The organism is Avibacterium sp. 21-586, from assembly GCF_026226775.1.
Lineage (GTDB): Bacteria > Pseudomonadota > Gammaproteobacteria > Enterobacterales > Pasteurellaceae > Avibacterium.
In genome coordinates, this window is the sequence record NZ_JAKKOD010000002.1 from 126,539 (window position 1) to 148,799 (window position 22,261).

Consider the following 22,261-nt stretch of genomic DNA (forward strand, 5'->3'; position numbering starts at 1 on the left):
AAATGGAGAATAGCGATCTGATGAAATGATCATCAGATCTGAACGCTAAAGATGAGATAATAAAATTGGGATCCAATCTTCGGCATATTGTTCTTGATCGTCCACTGTAAGGACATCAATTTTTAAAGGATCACAAATTTGTACCGCTCTTTGCTGGATTAAACATTCTTGCACAATGTTTACCGCATTGCAGAAAGTATCATAATCGGAATTTCCTAACCCAATCACCGCAAAGCGCAAATGAGATAAATCTAGTTTTTGTGCGCTAATTTCATCAAACAACGGTTTAAGATTATCAGGCAATTCCCCTGCACCGTGGGTGGAAGTGATAACCAACCAAAGATTTTGATCAGCCACTTCAGCAAAATCAGGCCCGTGTAAAAGTGCGGTGGAAATTTGCTGAGTTTCTAATACTTGTTGTAAATGTTCAGCTACATATTCTGCTCCACCTAGGGTGCTGCCGCTGATTAAACATACTTTTTTAGTCATTTTTACTCCTAAAAATAAGGCTTAGATAATTACCTAAGCCTTTATTTTTATTCTGAAAATTAAACGTTATCAATACGACCTAATAAAGAGCGTAAACGTTCTTGCCAGTTTTGATGTTCGCTTTTAAGCTGTTCATTCTCATTGCGTAATGATTCATTTTGTTGTTGCGCTTGGCTATTTTTTTCTTTTAATTCTTCAACTTCTAATTGCAGTAACTCAATAGTCTCAACCGCTTGTTTAATTTTTGCTTCAAGTTGGTCTAAAATTTCTAACGACATAGTGGATTCCTTTTAAAAAAATGGTTAATGAACATAGATATGTGTTTATTCTACCTGAGTTTGTGTATTTCGCAAAAAATTTTATCTTTTTATAACGCAATCGTTTGCTAAAGTGATAGAATACGCCGATTTTTAAACAACCAAAGGATCAAAAAATGAATAGAGCATTAGCCATTGAATTTTCTCGAGTTACCGAAGCCGCTGCACTTGCGGGTTTTGCTTGGTTGGGACGTGGAAATAAAAATGCAGCCGATGATGCGGCGGTACAAGCGATGCGATTGATGTTAAATCAAATTGAAATGCGTGGCGAAGTGGTGATTGGTGAAGGTGAGATTGATGAAGCGCCAATGCTCTATATAGGTGAGAAAATTGGTACAGGCGCTGGCGAAGAAGTGTCTATTGCCGTTGATCCCATTGAAGGTACAAGAATGACCGCAATGGGGCAGCCAAATGCCCTTTCTGTGTTAGCCGCAGGGGGAAAAGACACTTTTTTACGTGCGCCTGATATGTATATGGAAAAATTGGTAGTTGGCCCTGAAGCCAAAGGAATGATCGACCTAAACTTACCGTTAGAACAAAACTTGCGCCGTGTGGCATCAAAAATGGGCAAGTTGCTTTCCCAATTAACGGTGATCACCTTGGATAAGCCGCGCCACGCAGAAGTGATCAAAAAAATGCAGCAGCTAGGTGTGAAAGTATTAGCCATTCCCGATGGGGATGTAGCGGCGTCAATTTTATGTTGTTTGCCTGATGGCGGTGCAGATATGCTCTATGGCATTGGTGGTGCACCTGAAGGCGTGGTAGCTGCTGCAGCGATTCGTGCTTTAGGGGGGGAAATGCAGGCGCGTTTAATTCCACGTCATCAAGTTAAAGGTAGTTCGCCAGAAAATCAATCCATTGCCGCTGATGAAATTCGTCGTTGCCAAGAAATGGGCATTGAAGTGAACCAAGTGTTGAAATTAGAAGATTTAGTGCGTGATGATAATCTTGTTTTTTCCGCCACAGGGATTACCAATGGGGATTTGCTCAAAGGTATTCACCGCCGTGGCAATCTTGCTACCACAGAAACCTTGCTCATTCGTGGTCGTTCACGTACCATTCGCCGTATTCAATCGGTGCATTATTTAGACAGAAAAGACACCGCTCTTTACCGTTTAATTGATGCTTAATTGTATTTTTATTTGTTTATGTCCATCTAGGCGGAAATTTTCCGCCTAAGGTTTTTATCACCAATTACCGCAGATCAAAGTGCGGTGCTTTTTTTTATTATTTTTTAATTTATTATTTCTCTCCCTATGCTTTGCTTAAGATTTTTGTGAAATTAGCCAAAAGCGCAAAAATTTGCTATAATCTGCCCAATTTTTTATCAATAAAAACAGAGAATTGTTATGTCGAATAATGTCCCAGAAAATTATGGTGCAAGTAGTATCAAAGTATTAAAAGGCCTTGATGCGGTGCGTAAACGCCCCGGTATGTACATTGGTGATACCGATGATGGAACAGGATTACATCATATGGTTTTTGAAGTGGTTGATAATGCCATTGATGAAGCCCTTGCAGGTTATTGCTCGGACATTAATGTGATTATTCATTCTGATAATTCCGTTTCAGTACAAGATGACGGGCGTGGTATTCCAGTGGACATTCACCCAGAAGAAGGGGTTTCTGCGGCGGAAGTGATCATGACTGTATTGCACGCGGGCGGTAAATTTGATGATAACTCTTATAAAGTGTCTGGTGGTTTGCACGGTGTAGGTGTGTCGGTGGTGAATGCGTTATCCGATAAATTACAGCTCACCATTCGCCGCCAAGGCCACGTTCACGAACAATTTTATAATTTAGGTGATCCGCAAGCGCCTTTAGCCATTATTGGTGAAACTAGTCAAACAGGAACCACCGTACGTTTCTGGCCAAGTCCAAGTATTTTTACTAATATTGAATTTGAATATGATATTTTAGCTAAACGCTTGCGAGAGCTTTCTTTTTTAAATTCTGGGGTATCAATTCGTTTGATTGATGAACGTGATGATAAACAGGATCATTTTCATTATGAAGGGGGAATTCAAGCCTTTGTAGAATATTTAAATAAAAATAAAAAACCGATTCATCAAAAACCATTTTATTTTTCGACTGAACGTGATGATATTGGGATTGAAGTAGCATTACAATGGAATGAAGGTTATCAATCAGAAAATATCCATTGTTTTACCAACAATATTCCGCAACGAGATGGAGGAACGCACTTAGCTGGTTTCCGTGCTGCCTTAACGCGTACCTTAAATGCCTATATGGAAAAATCAGGGCTGAATAAAAAAGGTAAAAGTGATAAAGTAGAAACTTCAGGTGATGATGCCAGAGAAGGTTTAGTCGCAATTATTTCAGTGAAAGTACCTGATCCAAAATTCTCTTCACAAACCAAAGATAAATTAGTTTCCTCCGAAGTAAAAGGTGCGGTGGAATCTGTAATGAATGACCGTTTGCAAGAATATTTGGAAGAAAATCCAAATGATGCCAAAATGATTGCAAGTAAAATCATAGATGCGGCACGCGCCCGTGAAGCTGCTCGCAAAGCTCGTGAAATGACACGCCGTAAAGGGGCGTTAGATATTGCGGGGCTTCCGGGTAAATTAGCTGACTGTCAAGAACGCGACCCTGCTTTATCTGAACTCTATCTTGTGGAGGGGGATTCTGCGGGTGGTTCAGCCAAACAAGGACGTAACCGTAAAAACCAAGCGATTTTGCCACTAAAAGGGAAAATCTTAAACGTGGAAAAAGCCCGTTTTGATAAAATGCTTTCTTCACAAGAAGTAGGAACATTAATCACCGCACTTGGCTGTGGCATAGGGCGTGATGAATATAATCCAGATAAATTGCGTTATCACAGCATTATCATTATGACCGATGCGGACGTGGATGGCGCGCATATTAGCACCTTATTGCTCACTTTCTTTTATCGTCAAATGCCAGAACTCATTGAGCGTGGGCATATTTATATAGCACAACCACCGCTTTATAAAGTGAAAAAAGGCAAACACGAAGAATATATCAAAGACGATGAAGCAATGGCGCAATATGAGCTTAATTTGGCTTTGGACGGTGCAGCCCTTTACACCACAAAAAATGCCCCACCAATGAGTGGTGTGGCATTAGAAAAATTGGTGGCTGAATATAATGGTGTGCAAAAAATGATCGCACGTTTAAGCCGTCATTATCCAGAAAGTGTTTTAAAAACATTGATTTATCAACCTGAATTAACTGTCGAATTAATGCAAAATGAAAAGGCGGTGGAATCTTGGGTGAAATCTTTGGTAGAAACTTTAATAGAAAAAGAAAGCAACGGTAATCATTACAGCTATAAATTGCATTTTAACAGCGAACGCCATTTGCACGAAGCGGTACTCACCGTACGCACTCACGGAGTAGATACCGAATATGTACTCGGTTTCCAATTTGCTAATGGTAATGATTATGCCCGCATTATCAAATTGGGTGCACAATTAAATGGCTTACTTGAGCCAGATGCTTATGTGGCACGTGGCGAACGCCAGTATACAGTGAGCTCTTTTGAACAAGCTGTGGAATGGCTGGTGAAAGAATCTCGTCGTGGTTTAATGGTTCAACGTTATAAAGGATTAGGTGAAATGAACCCAGAGCAACTTTGGGAAACCACAATGGATCCTGAGACTCGTACAATGTTGCAAGTCACAATTAAAGATGCTGTGGCGGCAGATCAACTCTTTACCACCTTAATGGGTGATGAAGTTGAGCCACGTCGTGAATTTATTGAATCCAATGCGTTGTATGCAAATCTAGATATTTAATTGACAGATAATAAAATAAAAACAACTCACTTATAGGATGGGTTGTTTTTATAAGTTTTACAAAAAAACACCGCACTTTTACTCTATTTTTTAGATAAAAATAGCCAGCAATTCTGCTGGCTTTCCATTAAAAAGACTTATCCTTGTGAAGAGATGCGTTTCATATCTGTCATATAACCACGCAATTCTTGACCAATTAGCTCAATTGGGTGATTACGGATTGCATCATTCACATCGCGTAAGGTGATGTTATCGATTTCCACCGTTGGCGTTGGCTCACCCAAATCACCGCGTTGTAAATGTGGTATTACGGTTTTGGCTAAAATTGGGGTTGCCACATTGGCAAATAAATAGTTACCATATTCTGCCGTATCTGAAATCACCACATTCATTTCGTATAAGCGTTTACGTGCAATGGTATTGGCGATTAATGGTAATTCGTGTAAGGATTCATAATAGGCAGATTCTTCAAAAATACCTGCTGAAACCATGGTATCGAACGCTAGTTCCACGCCTGCTTTTACCATTGCCACCATTAACACGCCGTTATCAAAATATTCTTGTTCGCTGATTTTGATCCCTTCCGCTTTTGGTGCATTTTCAAAGCCAGTTTTGCCTGTTTCTTCACGCCATTTTAATAGGTTTGCATCGCCGTTTGCCCAGTCTTCCATCATCACACGAGAAAACTCGCCGCTGATAATGTCGTCCATATGTTTTTTGAATAAGAAGTCTAATTCTTGCTTAATTTCTTCTGCAAGTTCAAAGGCACGCAATTTCGCGCTGTTAGATAAGCGATCCATCATTAAAGTGATACCGCCTTGTTTAAGGGCTTCGGTGATAGTTTCCCAACCAAATTGCACTAATTTTCCTGCATAAGCTGGGTCTTTGCCGTCTGCCACTAATTTGTCATAGCAAAGGATTGAACCTGCTTGCAACATACCACAAAGAATAGTTTGCTCACCCATTAAGTCAGATTTCACTTCTGCCACGAATGAAGACTCTAACACGCCAGCACGGTGTCCGCCTGTAGCTGCCGCCCAAGCCTTAGCTATTGCCATACCTTCGCCTTTCGGATCATTTTCAGGGTGAACGGCGATAAGGGTTGGTACACCAAAACCACGTTTATATTCTTCACGCACTTCTGTACCCGGACATTTTGGCGCAACCATAACAACCGTAATATCAGGACGAATTTGCTCACCCACTTCTACAATGTTCAAACCGTGTGAATAGCCTAACGCCGCCCCTTCTTTCATTAAATCCATTACATCAGCGATCACTTTGCTGTGCTGTTTATCTGGAGTGAGGTTAATCACTAAATCCGCAGTTGGGATTAATTCTTGATAAGTTCCCACTTTAAAACCATTTTCAGTGGCACGTTGGAAAGAAGCACGTTTTTCAGCAATGGCTTCAGGGCGTAAGGCATAGCTAATGTCTAAGCCTGAATCACGCATATTTAAACCTTGATTTAACCCTTGCGCACCACAACCTACGATAACAATTTTTTTGCCTTTTAAGAAATTTGCTTCATCAGAAAATTCTTCGCGATCCATAAAACGGCAGCGACCTAGTTGATCTAATTGTTGGCGTAAATTTAATGTATTGAAATAATTACTCATTTTTTATCCTTTTAGTTTGATTTATATATAATCATCAATAGATTATACCTTTCTAAAGATTGCGTAAATTGATATTATTGGTATTTAATATTGCATTTTTTGCAACAATAATATTTACTAATTCATTCTTATAAGAGAAAGCTAGCGAGATGGATATTAAAGAGCGGTTATTTTTTGTAAATTTTTGCAGATAAAGGCTTGCCTATCGATCAGTTTAATGAATGTATAATCTCTATCATTGGGTAAATATTTAGGTTGATCGCTACAAAAAAATTTTATCGGGAATATATTCAATGGAATTTCAGGATCTCAAGTTATTTATTGATTTAGCAGAAAACAAGAATTTTGCTAAAACTGCGGGGCAACATTATATGTCGCCTTCCACGCTTTCACGGCAAATTAAACGGCTTGAAGAAGAACTAGGTGAACCGTTGTTATTGCGTGATAACCGCAAAGTTTCTCTTACTTATGCAGGTGAATTATTTTTGCAATTTGCCTATCCACAATGGCAACAATGGCTATCCTTAAAACAGCAATTTCTTTCTAATCAACAAGAGTTACAAGGAGAGTTGCGACTTTTTTGCTCGGTAACAGCAGCATATAGCCATTTACCACAAATGTTAGAAAAATTCCGTTTACGTTATCCTAAAGTGGAAATTCAGCTCACAACAGGAGATCCTGCTATGGCATTAGAGATAATTCAAAGGCAGCAAGTGGATTTAGCGCTCGCAGGGCGGCCAGCTCACTTACCGCAAAATGTGATATTTCATCATATTGATGATATAACGCTTTCCCTTATCGCCCCAAGGGTTGCTTGTTTAACTACGCAATTATTACAAGAAACCCCCATTGATTGGCAAAAGATCCCCTTTATTTTGCCAGTAGAAGGACCAGCCAGACAGCGGATTGATCAATGGTTTCAGCAAAAAAAGATTAAACACCCGAAAATTTATGCCACTGTATCAGGACATGAGGGGATCGTATCAATGGTCGCTCTTGGTTGTGGTGTGGCATTATTGCCCGATATTGTAATCCAAAATAGCCCACTTAATTTGCAAGTTTCTAACTTAGAAATAGATACGCCTGTACAACCTTTTGATTTGGGTATTTGTGTTCAAAAGAACCTACTAAATTTGCCCTTAGTTAGTGCATTTTGGCAAATGTTGGAGTAAAGTGCGGTAAGAATTTTGAGTATTTTAGGTGAGTTATGTTAAAAGGTGTTGCTTTCTCTTTATTTGCCTCAATGCTATTTGGCTATATTTATTATTTTTCCACATTATTACTGCCATTAAGTGGCGAAGATATTTTTGGCTATCGTGTTGTTTTTACTGCACCTTTTGTGATTGCCGCAGTGTTTATTTTCCGCCAAAAATATATGTTGATCGCTCACCTAAAACGCATCAAAGCGCAGCCTTGGTTACTGTTGGTTTTTTTGTTTAACGGTAGCATTATGGGGTTCCAAATGTGGCTTTTTTTATGGGCGCCAAACAATGGTGGCGCATTGAGCGTTTCCCTTGGTTATTTGCTCCTACCCCTTGTTTTAGTAGCGGTAGGGCGAATTTTCTTTAAAGAACGCATTTCCCCACTAAAATTTCTTGCCATCATCATTGCTGCTATTGGTATCGCCTTTAACATTAGCGCAAAAGGTGGGCTTTCTTGGGAAAGCATTGCCGTTTGTACTTACGCTGTTTATTTTATGGTTCGCAAATGGTTTGGGTTTAATGATATCACCAGTTTTGCTATTGAAATGGTGTTGACTTTGCCTGTGTGTATCTATTTTGCCGCACAAGTGAATATCGCAGAAGTACGATTGCTTAATCCTAATATTTTATCGCTATTATTTCTGCTTGGCTTACTTAGCGGAATTGCCTTTAATGCTTACATCGTTGCTAGCAGCTTATTACCTATCAATGTGCTAGGATTACTCGGCTACGCTGAACCTATAATGATGCTCGCCGTTTCCTTACTCATTGGAGAAAATATTGACGCTGAAAATTACCCGCTCTTTTTATCTTTAATGGTAGGTATGGGGTTGATTATTATTGATGGGGTGTTGGGGATGAGGAGAAAGAAAATTTCCTAACGATCATCAATATTCTTTAACAAATAATTCCCTTGTTCATCGCATAGACTGCGGAAGCCTACGTTGGTGATTTTGAGTTTGGGATCACGGTTTATGTGTGTGTAATCAAAGTTTTCGTGGTGGTGCCCATGGAAAATATGAGTTGCGCCCATTTTTTTTGCCAGTTTGTTTAACACGGAAAAACCTAGTGGGTGTGGTCTAGGGGCTTCGTGAGAGATAAGAATATCTGCTTGTAGATTTTCTAGCTGTTCGAAATCAGAAGGAAAAATAGATGTTCTGTGGCGTAATGGCAAACCGCCGCGCCAGATTTTTTCTTGTGGGCAGTATTGGCAATAATGGATTGGATCGAAAAAAACCGGTTTATTCGGTGGCATCCAAATTTGTCCGCGGAATACGCCGCCTAATCCTGCAATACGCTTGTTTTGAATGGTTTGTACGCGTCCGTGCAGGTTTCGGTTTTTCCATTCTGTTCCCCAAATAGCTTCAAAGGCAGCAACAGTTTTGCTGTCGTGATTGCCGTGAATAAACCAGAGATCGCAATATTGTGCTAATTTATCCAGTTCTTCTATGGTGGAGAGTTGTAAATCCCCGAGTATGATAAGGGCGATACCCTTTTGTTTTTGTACAAAAGGGTAAAGATGGTCGTATCTTCCGTGTGGGTCGCCGACAAATAAAATCATAGGGGCTATTATTCCTCAAAAATGGATTTATCGTTATTCAGTTCGGGGAGTTCTTCTTCATTGAGAATTTTTTCTACAATGGATTTTACCTTATTATAACGCTCTAAATAGCTTGGCGATTCAATTTCAATATAAGGCACATTATATTTATCCAATAATTTTTTCAATAATTGTTGGAAACGTTGGCGCTGTTTATGGCTACCAAGGCTGCGCAGGCCGTCATCCACCCATTTGGTGTTGTTATTCAATAAAATTGTAATATCGAAAGGATATTCTTTGATCATTGAATCCAAAAATGGGTGTGCTTTGCCTTCGTATTGAATACAAAATGCTTGCGTGGTGATGAAGTCTGTATCCACAATCGCGACTTTATGGGCGTGGCGCACAGCGTAGTCAATATAACGTTGATGGCCTAGCGCCATTTGTGGGTAATCGGAATATTGCATCGCCTGCTCATCACCACCTAATTTTTCAAACACAAACTCACGCCCATATTCCCACGCAGATGTGGTGTTAAATACAGTAGCGAGTTTATTGACTAACACTGTTTTTCCGCTGCTTTCACCGCCTAAAATAGCAATCGTTTTGGCGAAAAATGGACGTACTTCTTTCGGGATAAATTTCCAATAATGGAAAGGATTGTTACGAATTTTGGTGGCGGAAACGTTAAAGAATTGACGTTGTGGATCAACCAATTCCACCTGTAAATTCAAATATTTTTCGTAAGGTGCTTTGTCTTGCGGTTCGCTACTAAATACTACGCTAGGATTAACCTGCTTTTCTTCAAAAAGCTGCTTAACCCGTTCTGCCCAAGCAGGCCAGCCGTTTGGATAGCTCGGTAAGCCGTCTTCCACCAAATGATGAATGAAAATTTGGTTTTTCTGATATTTAAAAATTTGTTGCATCCAACGTAGGCGATCTTGCACCGTTGGCATACGCTTCATTTTGCTATCATAAAATAATTTCAGATCGCGCTCTGTATCGCTACACACGACAACGTGGACTTCATCTACCTTACTAAACGCTTCATAAATCATATTGATATGACCTGTATGCACAGGATAAAACTTACCAAAAATCACCCCCACTTTTTTATCTTGTAGATCAGTGATTTGTAGTACTTTATGCAAGGCTGATAACTTGCTGGCGCTTGGGTTTTTGATTTTGCCACTCACCAGCTGATTAAAATAAGCACGGGTAATGTTGGCTTGCTCACAAACCTCGTTTACTTTTAGATTTAACTGCTTACGTTTTTGTTGTAGATAGGCGAAAGCGGACATCTTGAAATTCCTTATATTGCCAAATTTATTCAGAAAAAAGATCGCACTTTTAGCTTAATAAGCAAAGTGCGGTGAGATTTTAGCGAGTTTCTTGCTCTTGATTTTGACCTTGCAATAGTGCATCGACACGCTTTTCTAACTCGTTCAGTTTCTCACGAGTACGCATTAATACTTGGGTTTGCACATCAAACTCTTCACGGGTTACAACATCTAATTTAGCCAACTGAGCTTGCAAAACTTGCTTGAATTTTGCTTCTGCATCTTTGCCAAGTTCTTTCATTCCTTGCGGTAAAGAATTTTGCACTTGTTGTATAATTTGCTCTATTTTTTGTGGATTTAGCATAAAGACCTCACATTATTGTGTCAATGTGGCATATTGTATGCAATATCGGCGCAAAGAAAAACATTTTTTCTCTATTTAGATTGCGTTATACTATGCGAGCATTCTCAGGGCAGGGCGAAATTCCCTACCGGTGGTAAGTGCAGCGCGCATAAGCCCACGAGCGTTTACTTGAAAAAGTAAAGTCAGCAGATTTGGTGAAAATCCAAAGCCGACAGTCAAAGTCTGGATGAAAGAGAATAAACAGGTTTTACTCTAGGGCCTGTTGATAATTCATTTTACATTTGGGTTATCAACAGACGCTAGTAAAATCTGCCTTTGTTATTGGATTTTCTTATCTAATGAAAAGCCTTTCCTCATCAGCCCTGATTCAAGTACCCATTAATTTTTTAACAGGTTTTTTACTATGAATCAGTCAATTTTATCCGCATTTGGCACGCCACAAGAGCGTGTTGAAAAAGCCATTGAAGCTTTCAAACAAGGTAATGGCGTACTCGTTTTAGACGATGAAGATCGCGAAAATGAAGGGGATTTAATTTTCCCTGCGCAAACTATTGAACCTGCCCAAATGGCAAAACTTATTCGTTACGGCAGTGGTATTGTTTGTTTATGTTTAAGCGATGAAATTTGCCAGCAACTTGATTTGCCGCCAATGGTGCAAAATAACACAAGCGTTAATAAAACCGCATTTACGGTAACCATTGAAGCAGCAAAAGGGGTATCTACAGGCGTTTCCGCGGCAGATCGTGTAACCACTATTAAAGCTGCTGTTGCAGATAATGCGAAACCACAGGATTTACACCGACCAGGGCATATTTTCCCATTAAGAGCGGCGGAAGGTGGTGTATTAAAACGCCGTGGACATACCGAAGCATCAGTGGATCTTGCGATACTAGCAGGCTACAAACCTGCGGCGGTAATCTGTGAGATCACGAATGATGACGGCACAATGGCTCGTACACCTGAAATCATTAAATTTGCACAAGAATTTGGTTATCCAGTGGTGACGATTGAGGACTTGGTACAGTATCACTTAGCGTCTAGATAATTTTTAGTCCCAAGTTAACACTTGGGACTATTTATAGCTATTATAGCTAGCTCAAATTGGGCTAAGCTCATACGCAATTTACATTAGCGCTGAAATGTATTTTAGCATCACACCGGCTGCAATGGCGGATCCAATAACACCTGCGACATTTGGCCCCATTGCGTGCATTAGAAGGAAGTTTTGGTGATCGGCTTCTAAACCAATTTTATTGGCAACGCGTGCGGCCATTGGTACGGCAGAAACACCGGCAGCACCAATTAATGGGTTAATTGGATTTTTGCTAAAGCGGTTCATTAATTTTGCCATTAGCACGCCAGATGCTGTGCCGATAGCAAAGGCGATCATTCCTAATAATAAAATACCAAGAGTTTGTGGTTGGAGGAATTTATCCGCCACCAATTTCGCACCAACGGAAAGTCCTAGGAAAATGGTAACGATGTTAATCAGCGCATTTTGTGCGGTATCATTTAAGCGTTCCACCACGCCACTGACACGCATCAAATTACCAAAACAGAACATTCCCAATAATGGTGCAGCATCAGGTAAGAGCAAGGCTACTAGTACTAATAATACAATCGGGAACAGGATTTTTTCGCGGTTGCTTACGGTACGCATTTGCACCATTCGGATTTTGCGTTCTTGCTGTGAGGTGAGTGCTTTCATAATCGGTGGCTGAATTAATGGCACGAGTGCCATATAAGAATAAGCCGCGACGGCGATCGCACCTAATAACTCAGGGGCAAGTTTGCTCGCAAGGTAAATGGCGGTTGGACCGTCTGCACCACCAATAATGCCGATTGCGGCAGCCTGTGGCAGGGTGAAGTCGATAATACCAAGCCAGTTTAAGCCTAATGCACCTAATACCGTAGCAAAGATACCAAACTGCGCCGCTGCGCCTAATAAGAGCGTGCGTGGGTTGGCGAGCAATGGGCCGAAATCGGTCATTGCCCCTACGCCCATAAAGATAATTAACGGTGCAACACCATAGCCAATCGCCACTTTATAGAACAACGCCAACACGCCGGCGGAATAGCCCATATCCCCAGCCATTACTTCTAATTCATTTTGTACAGAAGGCAGTGCATTGTTAAGTGCGCTCTTAATTGACGCGGGATCAGCAATGGTACCGAGTTTGCTTGCTACAATAGCAAGTTGTTCGCTAGTGCCATTATGTAGAAGGTTATCCAATGCTGTCATTGCTAAGCCTGCTTCAGGGATATTAGAGAGCAATCCACCAAAACCTATGGGTAGCAATAACAGGGGTTCAAATTTGCGTGCAATGGCAAGCCACAAGAGTAGCAGGCTGACGGCAATCATTACCGCCTGTCCCCATTCTAGGTGCATAATGCCCATTCCACGCAGTAGAGACAAAATACTTTCCATTTTTACCCCGCACTTATGCTATTGTTAATAAGGTATCGCCCACAGCAACGGCATCACCAGCTTTTACGCTGATATTTTGGACCGTTCCCGCTTGCGAAGCACGGATTTCGGTTTCCATTTTCATTGCTTCAAGAATGAGCAATACATCCCCCTCAGCCACTTGTTGCCCCTCGGTTGCCACCACTTTCCAAATGGTGCCTGCCATTGGTGCATTCACTGGTGTGCCATTTGTTGCTTGTGGTGCAGCAACAGGCTGTGGAGCAGGTTGTGTTGCAGCTGGCGTGATTTGATTAATATCACCGCCTTCGCTCACTTTCACCACAAAGGCTTTGCCCTCTAATTCCACTGTATAAACTGCTGCGCCACCGGAAGATTGTTTTACAGGTGCGGTGGTTTTTTGTGGCGTTTTTTCTGGCGCTTGTTCCACACTTGGTGCAGGTTCAAAGGCATCAGGGTTGCCACGATTTTCAAGGAATTTTAGCCCCACTTGAGGGAATAATGCGACAATAAGCACATCATCAATTTCATTGTCAGACAGTTTGATGCCTTTCTCTTTGGCTTGCTGCTTGATCTCGAGTGTGAGTTTCTCCATTTCTGGTTCAAGGTGATCGGCTGGGCGTGAAGTGATTGGCTCTGCCCCCTCTAACACGCGTGCTTGCAATTCTGCGTTGACTGGCGCTGGCGTGCGGCCGTATTCGCCTTTTAAAATTCCTGCGGTTTCTTTAGCAATGGTTTTGTAGCGTTCCCCCATTAATACGTTGATCACCGCTTGCGTTCCAACAATTTGTGAAGTTGGTGTGACTAATGGAATATAGCCTAAATCTTCCCGCACTTTTGGAATTTCTTGCAGTACTAAATCTAATTTATCAGAAGCATTTTGCTGTTTTAATTGGCTTTCAAGGTTGGTGAGCATTCCACCCGGTACTTGTGCCACCAAAATACGGCTATCTACGCCTTTTAATTGGCCTTCAAATTTATGGTATTTTTTACGCACATTGCGGAAATAAGCAGCAATTTTCTCTAAGTTTTGAATGTCTAAGCCTGTGTCGTAAGGTGTGTCTTTTAAGGTGGCGACTAAGGCTTCTGTGGCAGGGTGTCCGTATGTACCACTCATTGAAGAAATGGCGGTATCTACGCCGTCCACGCCCGCTTCAATGGCTTTAAGCAACGCCATTTCTGCCATTCCCGTGGTGGCGTGGCAATGAAGATGAAGTTGCACATCAAAGCGTTTTTTGATTTCGCTAACTAAGTGATAGGCTTCATTTGGTGTGAGAATGCCCGACATATCTTTGATTACAAGGGAATCAATACCAATTTCTAACAGTTGTTCTGTGGTATCAAGCCAAGTTTGTAAAGTATGCACAGGGCTTGTGGTGTAACTTAATGTTCCTTGTGCGTGTCCACCATTTTTACGCACCGCCTTTAGTGCTTGTTGCATATTGCGCGGATCGTTCATTGCGTCAAACACACGGAATACGCTCATTCCATTATGCACGGCACGTTCCACAAAGCGATCTACTACGTCATCAGCATAATGACGATAGCCCAGCAAATTTTGTCCCCGTAATAACATTTGTAATGGGGTTTTTGGCATTGCTCTTTTAAGTTCATGCAAACGCACCCAAGGATCTTCCCCTAAAAAACGAATACAAGCATCAAAGGTTGCACCTCCCCAAGCTTCAAGCGACCAATAGCCAATTTCATCAAGTTCAGCTGCAATCGGTAACATATCATCAAGGCGTAAACGGGTCGCAAAAAGGGATTGGTGTGCATCACGCAACACGACATCAGTTACGGCAATTTTTTTCTTTTCAACAGTCATTGTATTTTCTCCAAATTAATCAATTTAAAGCCCTTGATTACGGCGATGATGAGCAATCGCCGCCACAATAATTGGGCGTAATCTTTCTAAATCATCTGTTTGAGTCGATTTTGCTTTTATCGGCGCAGGCGGGGTGAGAATTGGCTCAGGAAAAAAGCGATTTATCAGTTTCGACATTAATCCAATGGCAAAAATTAGGATTAATAAAAAAACCAGCACGAACCCCATTCCTGAAATCATCAAGTTTATGCCTTCTTGCATAAGTTGAGCGTTTGTCATTTTTATACCTCAAAGATGTAAAACAGCGTTTCGTATCATAGCCTGTTTCTCATTGAAAAAAATTGAACTAGATCACATTGTTGAAAAGGGTTTTTAAAAGTTTTCCAATAAAAAATTGGAATAGTTGGCAATTTTTATAAAAACGTGGAAAATAACCCTTTTGCTGATCAGAGATAAACCGAAATTTAATGATTTTATTTACCAACCTTTCGTTAAAACGTGGGCAAACGACCTTGCTAGAGAACGCCAATGCCACCATTAATCCTAAGCAAAAAGTGGGCTTAGTGGGTAAAAATGGCTGTGGCAAATCCTCCTTACTCGCCTTATTAAAAAACGAAATTAGTGCAGAAGGCGGGGAGCTGAGCTATCCGTCAAATTGGGCAATTTCTTGGGTGAACCAGGAAACACCAGCCCTTGCTATTTCTGCCTTAGATTATGTGATTTTAGGCGATCGCCAATATGTGGAATTACAGCAACAGTTAGAGCAAGCCAATCAAAACAATGATGGCAATGCCATTGCGCGCATTCACGAACAATTAGATACCATTGATGCGTGGACAATCCAAGCTCGCGCAGCTGCCTTGTTAAACGGATTGGGCTTTAGCCAAGAAGAACTTAGCCAGCCTGTAAGTGCGTTTTCTGGTGGGTGGCGTATGCGTCTTAATTTGGCACAAGCTTTGCTATGTCCTTCCGATTTACTACTGCTTGATGAACCTACCAACCACTTGGATTTAGATGCAGTGATCTGGCTTGAACGTTGGTTGCAACAATATCAAGGCACGTTGGTGCTGATTTCGCACGATCGTGATTTTCTTGATCCTGTGGTGGACAAAATTCTGCACATTGAAAATCAAAAAATGAATGAATACACCGGTGATTATTCTTCTTTTGAAAAGCAACGCGCGGAAAAATTAGCTCAACAAACAGCGTTATATCGTCAGCAACAGCAAAAAATCTCGCATTTACAAAAATATATTGATCGCTTTAAAGCCAAAGCGACCAAAGCAAAACAAGCACAAAGCCGAATGAAAGCCTTGGCGAAAATGGAACTTATCGCCCCTGCTTATGTGGATAACCCATTCACCTTTGAATTTCGTGAGCCGTTGGCATTGCCTAATCCATTGCTTTCAATGGAAAAAGTGAGTGCTGGTTATGAAAATAATGGACAAACCACGCAAATTCTTAAACAAATCAAATTAAATCTTGTCCCTGGTTCGCGTATTGGTTTGCTCGGTAAAAATGGTGCAGGAAAATCCACGCTGATAAAATTATTAGCTGCAGAAATCACCGCACTTTCTGGCAATATTCAGCTCGCAAAAGGCGTACAACTTGGTTATTTTGCACAACATCAGCTGGATACCTTACGCGCGGAAGAAAGTGCCCTTTGGCATATGCAGCAGCTCGCACCACAACAAACGGAGCAACAATTACGCACCTATCTTGGTAGCTTTGCCTTTCACGGCGATAAAGTGAATGAGCCTGTTGTCACCTTTTCAGGCGGTGAAAAAGCGCGTTTGGTGTTGGCATTAATCGTTTGGCAGCGACCAAATTTATTGTTATTAGATGAACCGACCAACCATTTAGATTTAGATATGCGCCAAGCGCTAACTGAAGCCTTGGTGGATTATCAAGGCTCATTAGTGATTGTTTCCCACGACCGCCATTTATTACGCAACACCGTTGATGAGTTTTACTTGGTTCACGATGGGCAAGTAGAAGAGTTTAAAGGCGATTTAGACGATTATCAAAAATGGCTAAACGAACAAAATAACCAAAGCCAACTCTCTGGCAAAATAGAAAGTAACAAAGAAAGCAGTGGCCAAAATCGTAAAGAGCAAAAACGCAAAGAAGCGGAACTCCGCCAACAGCTCGCGCCATTGCGAAAATTTCTTACGCAGTGGGAAAGTAAAATGGAAACCTTATCACATAAGCTGGCAGACATTGAACAACAACTCGCCAACGGTGAGTTGTATCAAGCAGAAATGAAAGAAAATCTCACCGCACTTTTAAAAGACCAAGCAGAATACAAAAAACAGCTAGAAGACGTAGAAATGGAATGGTTTGCCGTGCAGGAAAGAATTGAGGAAATATCCAAAACTTAAAAATTAAGGGTAGTGCTTTTATTTTTGTTTGATGGAATATATTAGTTGTCAGCGGATTGCTATATTTGGGGTTTTATAGTTATTCTAAACAATTAGAATAACTATAAATAAAAGGGCTCAATCTAGCTAACTAGCTAAAGCAAAATTGAGTCCTGTGAGACTTGCCTAATTTTAGACATAAAACGATGAATAACGCTATCCTAGATGTAACGGAATAAGTAACATAGTATAAATGACGATTATGCCAACACCAGCTAATAATGGGACAGATGTACGTTTCACAATTAACATTGGTGATAATTTAGCACTCCCTGATACTGCAACAACTACCCCAGATACAGGGGACATTGCTCGACCAGTATTTGACACTTGCATCATTGGTGCAATTAAGTAAGCAGGATTAATACCTAGTTGAGTAGCAAGGCGTGGGGCTAATTCAACAAAAGCAAAAAATGCAGCATTACCTGAACCAGAAGCAATGGCGACTAATAGGGTAATAATCACTAATGCGAACATCATTATTGTTGCGGCAGTTCCTAAATTTTGGACAACATTAATTAATCCTTCAGTAAATCCAATGCGACTTAACCCTTCGGCAAAAGCACCTGCCGCAATAATCAACATGACGACACTACTGAAGGCTTCTGCCATTCCGTTATAACATTGCTCTAACCCAGCAAAAACCTCTTTTACATTGCGTTTACGAATCAGTTCGATGACAACACTGAGTATGAGCGTTAAAATTAATAATCCACCTAATGAAATCTTTGGTAATCGTTGATCGTCAAAAATAAATAAACCAACAATAGGTAAAAATGGTAAAACAGCATAATAAAGTGGGGCATTGTTATTTAATATATTACTTGGATCAATATGTTGCAATGTGTTTTCTTGTTGTAAACCTTCTTGCCGATCACAATAACGTTGCCAAAAGAAATGTGTAATGCCAATAACGAACATAGTAAGTAAACTCATCGGCAAGATGATCTGAAAGGCGAAATGTTGTAGCGTATCACCTGCCTGCTCTGCGGCTAAAATTACATCAACAGAGGTTGGTGAAAGATTTACCACCGCCGTGCTTGCACAAATTGCTGCTGCACTTGGTGCTGAGATCCCTAATCTTGTTAAAATTGGGAATAATGTAGCCATTAAAAAGACACCGAGTGCCGTAGCAGAGGGTATGGCAAAAGAGATAAAAGATGCAACCCAAAATCCTCCTATTAATAAAATATATGGAGACTTAATATGGCGTAATGGCTTATAGAGAATTCGCACAATGACATCATTCGCACCGATATGGCTCATATACACAGAAAAGCCAATCAGTACCATAACAATCATTCCTAAACCGCCACCACGCTTTTCAAATAACGCATAGATATAATTACTAATATCTACAAAGAAAAGACCTGAACTATTTTTCGCAGGCGGAGCAATCGCTGCGGCAATCACTAATAATAAAATACCTATACTTAATAATAAGCTTTTTGCATTATGACCTTTAATTATAAAATAGCCGACTAAAATAATAGCCAATAGACCAATGATTAAACTAATCATTTTTACCACCTTCTGTCATTTTTAACTGTGAAAATTTATGTGCAATTCCTGCAACCACTGCAACAGCTTGATTCATTACATCAATAGAAATAAATTCAAATTTACCGTGAAAATTTTCACCACCAGTAAATAAATTAGGCGCTGGCAACCCCATAAATGATAATCTTGCCCCATCCGTTCCACCACGAATTGGCTCAATGCGTGGTGTAATGCCTAATTCTTTCATCACTTGTTCAGCTATCTCAATTAAATAACGATGAGGTTCAACTTTCTCTTTCATATTGCGATAGCGCTCATTTACCTCTAATTGAATAGTATTAATACCATACTCTTGTTGATACTGATTAACAGCCTCTTGCAGCAATTGACGACTTGCTGATAACCCTTGTTCTGTAAAATCGCGTACCGCATAATGCAATTTACAATGTTCCAAAGAACCGTCTATTTTACGCAGAAAAATAAATCCCTCATAGCCTTCGCTGGTTGCAGGTGTAAAGTGCGGTGGTAAATTTGTATGAAAGTGACAAGCTCGATCCCAAGCATTCACCATTTTGCCTTTTGCCGTACCCGGATGTACGGCTCGTCCAAATAGGTGAACCGTTATCTCATCAGCATTAAAATTTTCATATTGCAATTCACCTAAAACACTGCCATCTAAGGTATAAGCCACATCGGCTGCAAATTTTGCAACATCAAAATGATCCGCCCCTCGTGCAATTTCTTCATCAGGCGTAAAACCGATACGAATTTTTCCGTGTGGAATTTCTGGATGTTTTTGTAAAAACTCAATAGCAGACAAAATAATTGCAATTCCCGCTTTATCATCTGCACCTAATAGACTCGTTCCATCAGTGGTCATTAATGTATGCCCCACTAATTCTGTCAAATGAGGAAAATCATCAGGTGAAAGTACATCTCCTGAAGCTGCAAGAACAATAGGTTTACCGTCATAGTGCTGAATAAGCTGCGGCTGAACATTTTTACCATTAAAATCAGGTGCAGTATCTACATGAGCGAGTAATCCTAATACTGGAACATCTTGCTCAATGTTGGCAGGTAAACTAGCAAATAGATATCCCTTTTCATCTAATGAAATCTCACTCAACCCCATTGCTTTGAGTTCATCTTGCAAAAAATGTAATAAATCCCACTGCTGGGGCGTACTCGGTACGGTATTACTTTTGGCATCGGAAGTAGTGTGAATTTTTACATAATGGGTTAAACGCTCAATTAATGTATCTTTCATTGCTACATTAAAAGTAGAAGCATCAAATTCCAAAATAGACATAATTTCTCCAAATTAATTTATCATCTTACATAGCTTAGAGAAATTTAATAAGAAAAGATATGATCTAGGTAAAAATTAAAGCATATCGAATATTTATTTAAAAAGTTAATTTTTTATAACAAAAAGAAATATTTTGTATCAATTTATTATTGGAGGGATATAAATATGTCTCACATAATATCCAACCTTGATAGGAAAATTTATGGTTTGGACAATTATTTCGGGAGGTATTCTCGGCATTATTTTGGGATTTATCTTACAACGAACTCGTTTTTGTTTAACAGGCGGTTTTCGTGATATGTACATAGCAAAAAATAACAAAATGTTTTACGCACTTTTACTTGCAATTTTAATTCAAAGTATTGGGGGGCTGATATTAGTACAACTAGGTTATATTTCTTCACCTTATGAAGAATTTTCTTTAGTTGGCACAACATTTGGATCTTATCTTTTTGGTATCGGTATTGTCTTAGCCTGTGGTTGTGCTACGGAAACGGTTTAACATCGACAGCAGTGATGAGTTTTAAAGGCTGGATTGCCCTTGCTTTTACTATTCTTGGGGTATGGACAATGGCACACGTTTTATTTATTCGTCCGCGCAGATTGGCGTTAGCAAACGCTGCAGCATAAGATTTATTCACATAGAAGGAAATTAAGATGATCGTAAAATTAGAAACAGCGGTGCTGGTCTGCCCATTCCCATTAGAAGAAGCAAAAGCAGCAATGGCAAAATTAAACGCAGGTGATGGCATTGAAATTGAATTTGATTTCACACAAGCCACAGAAGCCATTCCCAACAGAGCGGCAGAAGAAGGCTATGAAGTTCCCCTTTTTGACCAAGTTGGCGATGTAAAATGAACAATCACGGTATTGAAATAGCCTTTCTTTTAAGTGCGGTGGAAAAAATCAGAATTTTTGTACCGCACTTTTTATCGCTTTCTTTTCCTACAGATCCCCTTGACGAACACCCTATTGAAGCGTAACATTCCGCACGATTTAGCAACAAGGGGACACACACTTTGGACAGTCATAGTCGATACCCAATTTATCTTTGATCTAAATCTCGTCTTCTACTTATCGGCGAGATTTCGCAGGTAAGTTTCATTATCTCAATTATTAGGTATCTTTAATTAAATAATCGAAAGTTTTACACCGCACTTTTGTGTTGATTATTTAGTTTTCTTTTGTTCATCGGGTTTGTTCATAATCCCTTAAGGAGTATGACAAAATGATTAATGCTTTTGCACTGGAAAAGGCACGTTTAATTAGGCTAGATGAAGGTGATGAAAATCTTAATGCTGCCATTTGGATTGATTTGCTTGAACCATCAAGCGAAGAACGTGAAATGTTGCAACAGGGCTTAGGGCAAAGTTTGGCATCTTTCTTAGAATTGGAAGATATTGAAGCGTCCGCACGTTTCTTTGAAGATGAAGACGGCTTGCATTTGCACTCTTTTTTCTATTGTGAAGATGAAAATGATTATGCCGATATTGCCAGCGTGGCGTTTACCTTGCGTGATGGCCGTTTGTTCACCTTGCGTGATCGTGAATTGCCAGCGTTTCGCCTTTATCGAATGCGTTCGCGCAGCCAACGATTGGTGGAATGTAATGCCTATGAAGTGCTGTTAGATTTATTTGAAACCAAAATCGAGCAATTAGCCGATGTGATCGAAAATGCTTACGCAGATTTGGAAAAATTAAGTCACGTTATTTTGGAAGGTAAGCAAGGCGAAGCTTTTGATAAAGCCCTTGCCACACTGACAGAACAAGAAGATGCCAGTTCCAAAGTGCGTTTATGTTTGATGGATACGCAGCGTGCATTGAGCTTTTTGGTGCGCAAAACACGTCTGCCAGCCAATCAGTTAGAGCAAGCGCGCGATATTTTACGCGATATTGAATCCCTGCAACCGCATAATGAATCCTTATTCCAAAAAGTGAATTTCTTAATGCAAGCGGCAATGGGTTATATCAATATTGAGCAGAATAAAATTATGAAATTTTTCTCCGTAGTGTCGGTGATGTTCCTGCCTGCAACTTTGGTGGCGTCCACTTACGGAATGAACTTTGAATTTATGCCTGAATTGCATTTAAAATATGGTTATCCTATGGCGATTGGTTTAATGATCATTGCGGCACTGACGCCTTATATTTATTTTAAACGCAAAGGCTGGTTGTAATTTTTAAGGAGAA

Annotated in this window: 20 protein-coding genes, 1 pseudogene and 1 riboswitch; of the genes and pseudogenes, 10 read left to right on the plus strand and 11 right to left on the minus strand. The window is 40.2% G+C overall.

All coding sequences use genetic code 11. From position 1 onward, the window contains the following. Positions 1-45 precede the first annotated feature (45 nt). Both mioC and L5B71_RS08175 read right to left on the minus strand, forming a co-directional pair. Positions 46-489: an FMN-binding protein MioC gene (gene mioC, locus L5B71_RS08170; protein ID WP_265757900.1), complete on the minus strand. Its 444-nt coding sequence runs from the start codon at positions 487-489 to the stop codon at positions 46-48. Positions 490-548: 59 nt separating this feature from the next. Then, on the minus strand, positions 549-767 hold the full coding sequence (locus L5B71_RS08175) for a cell division protein ZapB (protein WP_103854316.1): 219 nt from the start codon (positions 765-767) through the stop codon (positions 549-551). A gap of 155 nt (positions 768-922) precedes the next feature. On the opposite strand from L5B71_RS08175, the gene glpX reads away from it, so the two are divergent. Together glpX and gyrB are read left to right on the plus strand one after the other, a co-directional pair. Then, positions 923-1,936, plus strand: a complete 1,014-nt coding sequence (glpX, locus tag L5B71_RS08180; RefSeq protein WP_265757901.1) for a class II fructose-bisphosphatase — start codon at positions 923-925, stop codon at positions 1,934-1,936. A 219-nt stretch (positions 1,937-2,155) separates the two neighbouring features. Next, positions 2,156-4,588, plus strand: coding sequence for a DNA topoisomerase (ATP-hydrolyzing) subunit B (gene gyrB, locus L5B71_RS08185; RefSeq protein ID WP_265757902.1), 2,433 nt, complete (start codon positions 2,156-2,158; stop codon positions 4,586-4,588). 137 nt (positions 4,589-4,725) lie between these two features. Here gyrB and ilvC read toward each other — a convergent pair whose 3' ends face one another. Next, complete coding sequence (gene ilvC / locus L5B71_RS08190) at positions 4,726-6,207, minus strand: ketol-acid reductoisomerase (RefSeq protein WP_265757903.1); 1,482 nt, start codon at positions 6,205-6,207, stop codon at positions 4,726-4,728. A 293-nt stretch (positions 6,208-6,500) separates the two neighbouring features. Between ilvC and ilvY the strand changes: the two genes are divergently transcribed. Both ilvY and rarD read left to right on the plus strand, forming a co-directional pair. Continuing rightward, on the plus strand, positions 6,501-7,379 hold the full coding sequence (gene ilvY / locus L5B71_RS08195) for an HTH-type transcriptional activator IlvY (RefSeq protein WP_265757904.1): 879 nt from the start codon (positions 6,501-6,503) through the stop codon (positions 7,377-7,379). Positions 7,380-7,414: 35 nt separating this feature from the next. After that, the gene (gene rarD, locus L5B71_RS08200) at positions 7,415-8,290 is read left to right on the plus strand and encodes an EamA family transporter RarD (RefSeq protein WP_265757905.1); all 876 of its coding nucleotides are present in this window, start codon (positions 7,415-7,417) and stop codon (positions 8,288-8,290) included. Here the strand turns inward: rarD and L5B71_RS08205 are convergent. The 3 genes from L5B71_RS08205 to ubiK form a co-directional block, all read right to left on the minus strand. Continuing rightward, positions 8,287-8,970, minus strand: coding sequence for a metallophosphoesterase family protein (locus L5B71_RS08205; protein ID WP_265757906.1), 684 nt, complete (start codon positions 8,968-8,970; stop codon positions 8,287-8,289). The genes rarD and L5B71_RS08205 overlap by 4 nt on opposite strands. A gap of 8 nt (positions 8,971-8,978) precedes the next feature. Next, positions 8,979-10,250, minus strand: coding sequence for a multifunctional transcriptional regulator/nicotinamide-nucleotide adenylyltransferase/ribosylnicotinamide kinase NadR (nadR, locus tag L5B71_RS08210; protein WP_265757907.1), 1,272 nt, complete (start codon positions 10,248-10,250; stop codon positions 8,979-8,981). A 79-nt stretch (positions 10,251-10,329) separates the two neighbouring features. After that, entirely contained in the window at positions 10,330-10,593 is a 264-nt protein-coding gene (ubiK, locus tag L5B71_RS08215) for a ubiquinone biosynthesis accessory factor UbiK (RefSeq protein ID WP_265757908.1), read from the minus strand. A 96-nt stretch (positions 10,594-10,689) separates the two neighbouring features. Beyond that, positions 10,690-10,835, plus strand: a riboswitch (FMN riboswitch). A gap of 161 nt (positions 10,836-10,996) precedes the next feature. Here ubiK and ribB point away from each other — a divergent pair. After that, complete coding sequence (gene ribB / locus L5B71_RS08220; RefSeq protein ID WP_265757909.1) at positions 10,997-11,638, plus strand: 3,4-dihydroxy-2-butanone-4-phosphate synthase; 642 nt, start codon at positions 10,997-10,999, stop codon at positions 11,636-11,638. 78 nt (positions 11,639-11,716) lie between these two features. Here the strand turns inward: ribB and L5B71_RS08225 are convergent, their stop codons facing one another. The 3 genes from L5B71_RS08225 to L5B71_RS08235 are packed head-to-tail and all read right to left on the minus strand — an operon-like array spanning position 11,717 to position 15,122. Continuing rightward, positions 11,717-13,021, minus strand: a complete 1,305-nt coding sequence (locus L5B71_RS08225; protein ID WP_265757910.1) for a sodium ion-translocating decarboxylase subunit beta — start codon at positions 13,019-13,021, stop codon at positions 11,717-11,719. Positions 13,022-13,034: 13 nt separating this feature from the next. Beyond that, entirely contained in the window at positions 13,035-14,843 is a 1,809-nt protein-coding gene (oadA, locus tag L5B71_RS08230) for a sodium-extruding oxaloacetate decarboxylase subunit alpha (protein ID WP_265757911.1), read from the minus strand. A 24-nt stretch (positions 14,844-14,867) separates the two neighbouring features. Next, a complete protein-coding gene (locus L5B71_RS08235) occupies positions 14,868-15,122 on the minus strand; it encodes an oxaloacetate decarboxylase subunit gamma (protein ID WP_265757912.1) in 255 nt (84 codons plus the stop codon). 188 nt (positions 15,123-15,310) lie between these two features. Here L5B71_RS08235 and L5B71_RS08240 point away from each other — a divergent pair, with 188 nt between their 5' ends. Then, the gene (locus L5B71_RS08240; RefSeq protein WP_265757913.1) at positions 15,311-17,224 is read left to right on the plus strand and encodes an ABC transporter ATP-binding protein; all 1,914 of its coding nucleotides are present in this window, start codon (positions 15,311-15,313) and stop codon (positions 17,222-17,224) included. Between the two features lie 195 nt (positions 17,225-17,419). Here the strand turns inward: L5B71_RS08240 and dcuC are convergent, their stop codons facing one another. Next, positions 17,420-18,781 carry an anaerobic C4-dicarboxylate transporter DcuC gene (dcuC, locus tag L5B71_RS08245; RefSeq protein ID WP_265758346.1) on the minus strand — a complete coding sequence of 454 codons (1,362 nt, stop codon included), beginning with the start codon at positions 18,779-18,781 and terminating at the stop codon, positions 17,420-17,422. Beyond that, positions 18,777-20,072 (minus strand): peptidase T, encoded by a 1,296-nt coding sequence (gene pepT / locus L5B71_RS08250; RefSeq protein WP_265757914.1) that lies wholly within the window; start codon positions 20,070-20,072, stop codon positions 18,777-18,779. The genes dcuC and pepT overlap by 5 nt, the downstream gene beginning before the upstream one ends. Before the next feature lie 202 nt (positions 20,073-20,274). Here pepT and L5B71_RS08255 point away from each other — a divergent pair. The 4 genes and pseudogenes from L5B71_RS08255 to corA all read left to right on the plus strand — a co-directional run. Further along, a pseudogene (locus L5B71_RS08255) lies at positions 20,275-20,568 on the plus strand (YeeE/YedE thiosulfate transporter family protein); the annotation flags it as partial. A gap of 161 nt (positions 20,569-20,729) precedes the next feature. After that, positions 20,730-20,930, plus strand: coding sequence for a sulfurtransferase TusA family protein (locus tag L5B71_RS08260; protein WP_265757916.1), 201 nt, complete (start codon positions 20,730-20,732; stop codon positions 20,928-20,930). Beyond that, positions 20,927-21,055: a hypothetical protein gene (locus L5B71_RS08265; RefSeq protein ID WP_265757917.1), complete on the plus strand. Its 129-nt coding sequence runs from the start codon at positions 20,927-20,929 to the stop codon at positions 21,053-21,055. Before L5B71_RS08260 ends, L5B71_RS08265 begins: the two co-directional genes overlap by 4 nt. A gap of 245 nt (positions 21,056-21,300) precedes the next feature. Beyond that, positions 21,301-22,248: a magnesium/cobalt transporter CorA gene (corA, locus tag L5B71_RS08270; protein WP_265757918.1), complete on the plus strand. Its 948-nt coding sequence runs from the start codon at positions 21,301-21,303 to the stop codon at positions 22,246-22,248. Positions 22,249-22,261: the final 13 nt, after the last annotated feature.